The 9,190-nt window shown below is 61.0% G+C and carries 6 protein-coding genes; all 6 read right to left on the bottom strand.

Translation table 11 applies throughout. The annotated features are described in order from the left end of the window. Positions 1 to 80 precede the first annotated feature (80 nt). The 6 genes from F8N49_RS21305 to F8N49_RS21280 all read right to left on the bottom strand — a co-directional run bounded on the left by F8N49_RS21305 (position 81) and on the right by F8N49_RS21280 (position 9,059). Positions 81 to 1,190 carry a hypothetical protein gene (locus F8N49_RS21305; protein WP_151552449.1) on the bottom strand — a complete coding sequence of 370 codons (1,110 nt, stop codon included), beginning with the start codon at positions 1,188 to 1,190 and terminating at the stop codon, positions 81 to 83. Then, positions 1,180 to 4,764, bottom strand: coding sequence for a toxin VasX (locus F8N49_RS21300; protein ID WP_151552447.1), 3,585 nt, complete (start codon positions 4,762 to 4,764; stop codon positions 1,180 to 1,182). The genes F8N49_RS21305 and F8N49_RS21300 overlap by 11 nt, the downstream gene beginning before the upstream one ends. Beyond that, positions 4,761 to 5,627 (bottom strand): DUF4123 domain-containing protein, encoded by an 867-nt coding sequence (locus tag F8N49_RS21295; RefSeq protein WP_151552445.1) that lies wholly within the window; start codon positions 5,625 to 5,627, stop codon positions 4,761 to 4,763. The genes F8N49_RS21300 and F8N49_RS21295 overlap by 4 nt, the downstream gene beginning before the upstream one ends. Then, complete coding sequence (tssI, locus tag F8N49_RS21290; protein ID WP_151552443.1) at positions 5,624 to 7,627, bottom strand: type VI secretion system tip protein TssI/VgrG; 2,004 nt, start codon at positions 7,625 to 7,627, stop codon at positions 5,624 to 5,626. The genes F8N49_RS21295 and tssI overlap by 4 nt, the downstream gene beginning before the upstream one ends. 270 nt (positions 7,628 to 7,897) lie before the next feature. Then, positions 7,898 to 8,854, bottom strand: coding sequence for a zinc-binding alcohol dehydrogenase family protein (locus tag F8N49_RS21285; protein WP_151552441.1), 957 nt, complete (start codon positions 8,852 to 8,854; stop codon positions 7,898 to 7,900). 31 nt (positions 8,855 to 8,885) lie between these two features. Next, positions 8,886 to 9,059 (bottom strand): DUF1427 family protein, encoded by a 174-nt coding sequence (locus F8N49_RS21280; protein ID WP_073471384.1) that lies wholly within the window; start codon positions 9,057 to 9,059, stop codon positions 8,886 to 8,888. Between the last annotated feature and the right edge of the window lie 131 nt (positions 9,060 to 9,190).

Below are 9,190 nucleotides of genomic sequence, written 5' to 3'. Positions count from 1 at the left end.
TCGCTCCCACATTTGTAGCGTGGTCTCCTGTGGGAGCGAGCCCGCTCGCGAAAGCTATCGAACCTGCCTGCACCGCCCAGTCAGCCCCGACTGCAAACCTCAGCGAAAATCTGCGTAATCGGCCGATGCGGCTGGCGCTTGTGCATCCGCCGCACTTGTTCACTCAGTCGCAACAACTCTTCACTGGGCTTGGCCCATTGCTCTTTCGGCAGCGGCTCGGACCAGGCGCGCATGACTTCCGGCAGCGCCTGCTTGCCGATTCTTTCGAGTCGGCGCACTTCCCATTCGACCAAACGGTTGGGAATCGTCCATAAAGTCATGACGTGATACAGGTACCAAAAAAATCCCGACAACCGCGAGCGGCGGCCTTCACGGATCTGCTGGTGCATCCGCGCGCGGGCGTTACGGAAAGTGTGCAGGCCTTCGTGGGGCGGGTCGTCCGGGCCTTGCAGATCCTGCAAATCCTGAATCGATTTGAGGTCGTTGACTTCGTACTCCATGTAACCGCGAATCGCCTCCCAATGGCTGATCGCGAGCTCCAGGCCGGCGCATTGGAATTCCTGGCTTATGAGGGTTTCACCTTGGTAGAAACCGATGCCCATGCCGTATTGGCGGTGGATGCCGAATTGGGTGGCGCCCTTGGCTTCGATGATCCACGCGGACAGCGATTCCCACGGGACAAAGACAGGTTCGGTGGCGCCTTCGGGCATGAAGCAGACTTCGCGGCGTTGGCGGTTGAAGCGGGTTGGGATGAGGGAGAGGCGTTTCTTGTGGACGTGGTGCCAGACGCCTAGGCCGATGAACAGGCTAAAAGGCCCGGTAAATACAGTGTTCTCGCAAGCCTCTTCGAAGATGGCAAGCATTGACGCCCAAATGGCTTCTTGACCAAAGCCGAAAATAATCCCCAAAAACCCAGTAAAAACTGGGAATAAAAAAAGCACCGAGAACGACGTAGCAAATGGCCCTCCCAACGTCATTTGCCACATGAAAGCTTGCGGCTGGCCTAATCCGAAGTCCATGTAAACATCATTGAGCTCACCGATATGTGGGCCATAAGGGGGCATCGGTGTGGGCAGTGGCAACGGTGCGAGATAGGTAGTTTTTCCGCTTGGGAACGGCTCTACATCACCCGCTCTTCTAATCACCTCACATTGCGCATCAACAAGAGGCTCATTGTGATTATTCAGCATGGTCAGCCCATTCGAGGTATTGAGTTTCTACCAGCAGTACCGGAGGGTTTTCCTTGACCGAGCCGGGAACTACTACAGCGAAATGGCCAGTATCCCGAGGATCAATATGAATGACACGTGTTCGGGATGCCCACTCGCCTTTACCATTCACAGCTTGAATACATACGGCAAGTTCGAGCGTTTCCTTTGCAGGCACGTATTCAGAGTTAGGACGTACGGGGTATTGAAGACAAAGCACCAAACCATCTGGTGATGACTTCACGATTCGCAGACTGCTCAATATTTCCTCACTGATGACTTCCTTGCGCAATTGCGGCACACCGCGACCATGCAGCGGTACAACAAGGCGATGGGCACCGATTCCCAGCCGTTGACTCGGTTTACCGTTTAACGACGGCAGAAGATCATTTAGCGCCTGCCTCGGCAGAACCAAATGAATATCGCTAGGCTTCGCGCCAAAAAGCAAAGCCTTCAGCCAAGTGTCGCTTGACTCAGGTCCTGATTGTGCATAAGGAGCGTGTATTAAAAACGCGAGATAACTTTGATAGTCATCGAGGGAGTGGTCACCGCGCATCTCTTCATCACGGCTCCAGGGCGTGATTTTCAACCACTTGTCGTGGGCGGAGAGGTTGTACCGATTGAACAGCCAAGTCCCGACGAACTCCAGCACGGTGAACAACGCGCCGGCTAAATTGAAGCGAAAGAATATTAAAGAAAGACGTGTACCAGCGGCAGCCCAAGCGACTGTCCGCGCCGCATTGTTTTGGGCAGTAATTACTTTGTAGCCAGCAAACAGGGTTTCACCTAAACCGTATGAGTTGGCGGACGCCATGCCGCCGGCGCCCATCGTGGCAAGTGCAGCCCCGCTTTGCGCCGAGTGATCTCCGCTACGAACAGCTTCCTGCCAATTGCGTCTGTGATTTTTAAAACTATTTACGGATGACACTAGGCCGAAGGTGTAAGTGAATATCCCCAACCCCACATGCAACTTACCCATTTGCACACGAACCTGTTGCAACGCTTCAAGCTGCAAACTCCCAACTAGACTCGTGCTGCGAGCCTTCAAAGCTGTATCAGCAAGCCCCTGCGCAGCGGTAAAACCCGCCGCGCCTGTCGCGGCAAGAGCCGCAAAAAAATCCGCCCGTTTCTTCCTGTCCCTCGTCTGCTTCATCACCTCTCGATAAGCCCCCACCAAATTCACCACCTGCACCAACACCACCAACAACCCCATCCCCTCCGTCCGCACCAGACTCGCCTTCGAAACCCCCGCCACCCCCGCGCGAATGTTCTCCAGCAACCCACGCAATTCCCCGTGCTGCGCCGGCGGAAACACCACCGTCAATCCCGCTTTCGCCGGGGTGGCGCCGTACAGCCGCGCCGAGCGATCCGGCAGTTCGTCGATCGGGCTCAACGCTGCCGCGAGGCGGCCTTCGAACAGCGCCAATTGCGTGCGCACGCGGACGATTTCCTGCTGCAATTCCATCGCCCGGGCGGTTTTGTGGCCCTGGCGGTTTTTGTTGTGGGTGAGTTGGTTGCGTTCGCGGTTGAGGGTTTTCAGGTAGTCGCGTTCGCGCAGCACTTCCTTGATCGTGGCTTGCAGCGCCGATTGCTCCGCCGGGGTGGACACAGTGAAGGTCACGCCGCTGGTTCGCGCGGCGTCGAAGACGCGCAGGCGCAGGGCTTTGGGCAGGCGCTGGAACAGTTCGTCGAGGTCGGGGATTTTCTCGCCGGCAAGATCGAAGCCTTCCAGCGCCCGGCTCAGGCCGAGGTTCAGCGCCGGGCTGTAGGTGTCTTGAACGGCATCGGCGAGGACTCGGCTGTGTGCGGGCAGGTCGTCCAGCGCGGGCAGCTGCGGCTGCTCGATGCTCTGCAACTTGGCCAGCCAGTCCGGCAGGTTGTTGAACATCGCCATGCCGGCGTTGAACAGCGTTGAATATTGCCCGGCCTGTTCGGTCTGCAAACGCAGCGACAAGGTGTAGAACAACGGGCGGGTCAGTTGCGGGTGTTGTTCGAGGTAATCGAGCATTTGCTCGTTGGCCGCGTCGCTGCGGCCGATGTCCTTGAGACAGGCGTATTCGCTGGCGAGCGCCTGATCGATCTGCGCTTGGCCGTCGAAATACCACGCCGAGCGATGGAAACGCCCGGCGCACAGCAGTTGCGCGCGATCGGCGGTGATGCGTTCGAGCAGGCGATTCCAGCGTCCGAGGTTGTCGCGATGACTGTTCAGCACCTCGTCCATGGCCGGGCGGTCGATCAGGTCATTGATGCCGCGCTTGCCGCTGAGCAGCGGGCCGTCGAGCACGTCCTTCATGCGCCGGCTCTGATCCTTGCCGAGGTCGACCAGTGTGCTCAGATGGCGCTCGACGAAGTCGGCCGGGGCGACTTCAGCAAAATATTCGCGGGTGTAAAAGCGTCGGTCCGCCTCGGCGGTGACGCGAGCGTGCGCCGTGAAATCCGGGGCAACGCCGTCGAAGCGGTTCAGCGCCAGTGACTCGTCCAAAGCCTTTTCGCGCTGTTGCTGCAGTTCAGGTCGAGCCTGAGTATCTGCCGGGACAATCTCACCACCCTTGTTCAGATAGTCGAGCAGCGCCTGCCGGGTATTTTCCCGATCCGGTTCGGGCAATTGCTCAAGCTCAGCAAACAATGCCTGGGCGCGCGGATCGTCGCTGGCCTTGGCCAGGGTGTCGAAATCCTGAGCGCCCAACTGGCTCAGCGACTCGATGTAGCTGGCCAGCAGATAGTCGCGCTCGTTGTTGTCGGTGTTGCTCCACTGCTCGATCCAGCCGACTACCAGATCCTGATAATCAGCCAGATCGCGCATCACCCCAAGGTCGTCGTTGACCAGCAGAAACAGCGTGTCGTCCTGATAAGGTCCGCGCACCCGACCAAGAAATTCGCCGATATGCGCCTCGCGAAAACGTCGTGGGTTTTCCCACAGATAGGGTTCACGCTCATGCTCCGGCGCATCGCTGACCTGCACCGCCGGCATCCGCGTGGCGTCCGCCTCGGCCAGCGGTTTCGCTGTGCAGGCCACTTCCGCCAGCCACTGTTTCGCCTGGGCCACGGTGAGCAAATGCTCGCCGCCGATCAGACAATGCACCGGGCCAAGATCGACCGCCTGCATGAAGTGCTCGCGTTCCTCCGCGCTGTCCAGCACCTGTCGGCACTTTGCCGCGCTCAACTGCACGTCGGCAAAGGTCACGTAAAGGGTGCTTTTGCGCGAGAAGATCAAAGCCGGACGTTCCTCGATGGCGCTGCGCTGCTCCTCGCTGACGCTTTTGCCGCGATGCAGCAATGCGCGGATCACGCCTTCAAGCACGCGGTATTCGTATAGCTCACCGCTGAGACTGTCGACGATGTACAGCCAGCCATCGCGCAGGCGGCGAATGCCCATGGGGCGCGTGGTCAGGGTGTACGGCAGCGTGAGCTCGGTGCTGGGATCGAAGGGTTTTTCGACAAGGCCGTAAGCGAGGGGCAGCAGTTGCACGTGGGTGTTGCGCAAGGGGCAGGCGGCGGGTGCACCAATGGGCGCTTTCGAGGCGGCTAACGCATCGAGGTTGGCGGGGTGGTTCATGATTGATGTCTCTCAGAGGCCCATCGAAAGGCTATTGCAGCGGCAATCGCAACGCGCTCGCCGGGGGATTGCAGCGAAGGTGTGTGCATCAGCTGATGGATCTGCGGATGCCGACTGCACGCTGCATCGTCCAGCCATGCCACCACGTTGGCGTACAGCAGAATCTCGGACGGGCTGCTCAAGGCAAGCTCGCTGGCATGGGCGTGGATGCGTTCCAGCAATTGCCAGCGTTCAACTGCCGTGTCCCCGGCATGAAAGTCAGGAAAGTGCTTGAGCAGATGGGTATCGATGTCGAGCAACACCCGCCGCCGATCCACCCGATCCAGCGCGGAATCCTGCTCCGCACTCAACCGATACGGCGCCACCAGCGCCCCACCCTGCCCGTGCCGAGGTCGCTGACAGTGCCAGACTCCCCGCGCGCCATCCGCCGTGACCACGCACCCCAGCGGCCCGAACAGACTCGCATCGCCGCTGGCAAACAGCGCCTGCGCTACGGCGGCATCCGCCAGGCGCAACAACACCGGCGAGCCGACCGGCAACTCGACGATCAGCAACTGACGCAAGTGCGCGACTATTTCATGCGCCGGCGCGGTGCTGAACAACAGCACGCCCCATTCCTGTTGGGCGTGCTGGCGATAAAACCGCGCTACCGGATCGTCAGCGTCAGCGAGCGCCACCAGCAGCGGCGAGACGTCACGCAGGGCCGAAAACGGTGGCTGGTCGTACAGCGCAAAAGCGTTGGCGGCGGGGTCGAGCCTTCGCAGTTGCGCCGGCAAATCGGCGATCGTCGCACCGTCGAGCAGCACAAACGCCTGCTGCTCAGCCCACGGCAAACCTTCAGGCCAATCCGTCAAAAGGCTCATGCCTGGGCTGCCTCGCAGATCAGGCAACGCGAGGTCCGCGTGGTCAGCAGCGCATGCCGTTGCTGCACGGCATCGAACGTCGCCTTGAGCAACGGCGCGGCCCCCGGCAGCAACGGTTCCGCTGGCAGACACACCGTCGGCGCCCCGCCCTGCACCACCGGCACACTGCTGAAAATGCCGGCCGCGCCGACCGTCAGCCAATGCCCACCAGCAGCCAGGGTGATCTGCAGGCCGCCGCTGAAAACCACCTGCTCGCCCGCGCCGAAATGCAGCTGCTGCGCGGCACTGACGCGCTGGCTGGCGACCCGCACATGCTGCTCGCCCTGCACCCACAGATGATCGTCCTGCTTGAGTTCAGTCAGGCGATTGCCATGGGTCAGATGATGTTCTTCGTCGCGCAACTCAAGGCTGGAGACGCCGCCAATCACTTGGCTATGCAGGTTGTCGATCTGCACACGCAAGTCATTGAGCACGTGCTGCACCAAGTCGCGCTGCGCCCTGATGGAGATTTCTTCCGCGCCTTGTCGGTCCTCGATGCGCAGTTCGTTGTAACCACCGCCGCCGGGGCTGCTCTGGCTGCGCCAGATACTGCGCGTCTGTTGCGCCGGCAGGTCCAGTGGCACCGGGGTTTCGGCGTTGGGCAGGCAGGCGAGCACATGCGGTTTGTCCGGATCGCCATCGGTGAACCCCACCAGCACTTCCATACCGACGCGAGGAATCTGCACGCTGCCGTAGCGGTCATGTGCCCAGGCAGTGGCCACGCGCAGCCAGCAACTTGACCGTTCATCACGCTGGCCGTCGCGATCCCAGAGCATTTGCACTTTCACGCGGCCGTAGGCATCGCTGTAGATTTCTTCGCCGGGCGGGCCGGTCACCACCGCCAACTGACTGCCGCTGACGCGCGGTTTGACATGCTTGAGCTGCGGGCGAAACACCACGTCCCACGGCGTCGCGACGAAATGGTTGCGATAGCCCTGACTGAAACCATCTGCGTCAGCCTGCTCGGTGAACGCTTCTTCGAGCACTTGCGGCTGTTTGCCGATGTGCTCGACCTCGGTCAGCAACCATAAATCGTTGCAATCGGCGCGCGAGTAATCCGCCATGGTCATGAAACTGCCGCCGCGCATCAGCGCCTGATTGCTGCGCCCGTTAGCCAGACGATAGTCGGCACCATGGCGCTCCAGCGCACGCTGGCTGAGGTGCTTGCCGCGCTCGCGATGGGTGAACTGCCCGGGAAACTCGTAATCTTCCAGCAGCGGACCCCGCGCTGCACTGGCCTTGGCGTCCAACTGCACCGCAGGCTTTTCGAAGTGATAGTCGCGGCGCTCGACGCGGTTGGAGCGAGGCTCCAGGCGCACAGTGAACTGGTCGATAACCGGCGCATCGGCAACCAGGCCGTTGCCCTGCACATAGCGCGTCGTCACGTCGTGTTTAAGGAACGCCGTTTGATCGTCGCCGAACACCAACAGGTGCGCCTCACGGCGGTGGCGGAAGTGAAAGTGCAGGCCCTCCTCTTCGCACAGCCTCTGGATGAAGTGCAGATCGGATTCCTGGTATTGCACGCAATACACCCGCGCCGGGTACTCGGCGCTGAGCTGAAAACACCAGGCATCGGCCTGCATGCCGTGATCGCTCAACACATTGGCGATGATCTGCGGCACGCTCAGGTTCTGGAAAATCCGCTGATTGCGCCGATGCGCGAGGTAGGCAAGGTGTGGCGCCAGGGTGATCTGGTAACGGCTCAGCCGAACACCGCAATCACCCTGGCCGACCCGATAGACCAGCCCGTGCATGCCGCTACCGTCGGCACCGAAACAGAGAAAGGCCGGCCGATGCAGCAATCCTTCCAGATCCACATCGGGGCGCTCGCTGACCAGCTCGAGATCCAGTTCATAGGTCTGGTTGAGCACTTCCCGGGTGCGAAAGCCGAACACTTGAAGATCGTGGGCAACGCCTTCTATCTCGAGAGTGAAAACAACGGGCCTGCCAGCGATGCGCATCCACCTGTCCCTGTGTCTGATTGAAAGACGGGACTGTGCAACGGTGCACTGCAATGGGTGAAGTCAGAGGTTTCCCTGTTTTGCCGGTCTGCGAGCGAAAAGGACGTGGCCCACAGAGAAGCGGCCTGGATCCTACGGAAATGATCCCGAATCCTATGCCTTTCCCCTGTGGGAGCGAGCCTGCTCGCGAAAGCGGTGTGTCAGTCGGCGAATGTTTAACTGATCCACCGTCATCGCGAGCAGGCTCGCTCCCACAAGTGTTTGCGCGAGTCAGGGCAGCAAAATGATCTTGTCGCCGCCGCCCTGATTGACCTCGTCATAGCGCGCCAGCCCTTCAGCCAGCGGCACCTCCACCAAGCCCTGCGGCAGCGGCAAGCGATCCTCATCGAAGAACCGCCCGAACTGCTCGAGCATCGCCGCGCACGCCTCAACGCCGTACAACAAAGAGTTGATCCCGACCACCGAGCCGCCCTTGCGATACAGCGCCAGCGCCGGCAATTGCACGTGGCCGTCGACCGGCGCGGCGATGATGGCGATGCGGCCGAAGGTGGCCAGTGCCGCCACCGAAGCGGGCAGCCAGAAACCGGTGGTGTCGAAGATCACGTCGGCGCCGCCGCGATACACCGCGTTGACTTGGGCACCGAGGTCTTCAGGCTTATCCAGTTGAATCGTCTGATAGCCCTGCTGCTGCAGATCCGCGACCTGCTCGGGCCGGCGCGCCGCCGCCAGCAATTGCGCGCCGCGTACTTTTGCCAGGGCCAAAGCCGCGGTGGCCACTGCCCCGCCGCCGATCACCAGCAAGCGCGTATCGGCGCTGACCAGGCTGCGTTCCAGCGCATCCCACGCCGTGGTGTACGGCACGCCAAGGCTGGCCGCCTGAGCAAAACTCAAATGCGCCGGTTTGTGCGCCACGCCGCTGGCCGGCAATTTGACGAATTGCGCATGGGCGCCGTCGGCGAAGAAGCCCAGCTCGCGCCCGGTACCCCAGACTTCCTGACCGATCAGTGCTTGCGGCCCCTCGACCACCACCCCGGCAAAATCCCGCCCCGGAACCCGTGGCAGTGTGGTGTAAGGAAAACGCCCAAGGACGTTTTTCACATCGCTGGGATTGAGGCCGGCAGCCTTGATCTGCACCAGCACTTCATCGGCGCCGGGCACCGGGGTCGGAACGTCGACGACACGCAGGGAAGACAGGTCGCCGGTCTGATCGAATTGCAACGCTTTCATGGGCACATCCACCGAAAGGAAAAAGGGAAATTCAGGACAACCAGCCAGCGACCAGTTGCCGGCCCAGCGGCCACAACTGCTCACCGGCCAACATGCCGAGCAGACCGACCAGCGCGATCGCCGGTGGTGCGGGAGAACGGAAATCGAGCGCGCCGTAGAGCAGGCCGACGCCCAGGCCGATGGCCAGAGAAATGAGGTAGTTCATGGGGGGAACTCCGCCGCGAAAAGTGATTGGCAGAGTCTAGGGAAACGGGCGGAGCGGTATCGGCCAAGGACTTCTGAATTTCGGACAAAAACCCCAATTCACAAAGAACCTTGTGGGAGCTGGCTTGCCAG

Source organism: Pseudomonas sp. GXM4, from assembly GCF_008923895.1.
Taxonomy (GTDB): Bacteria; Pseudomonadota; Gammaproteobacteria; order Pseudomonadales; family Pseudomonadaceae; genus Aquipseudomonas; species Aquipseudomonas atacamensis.
Note: the sequence above shows the minus strand (reverse complement) of the source record. Positions and strands in the feature narration are given on the sequence as shown.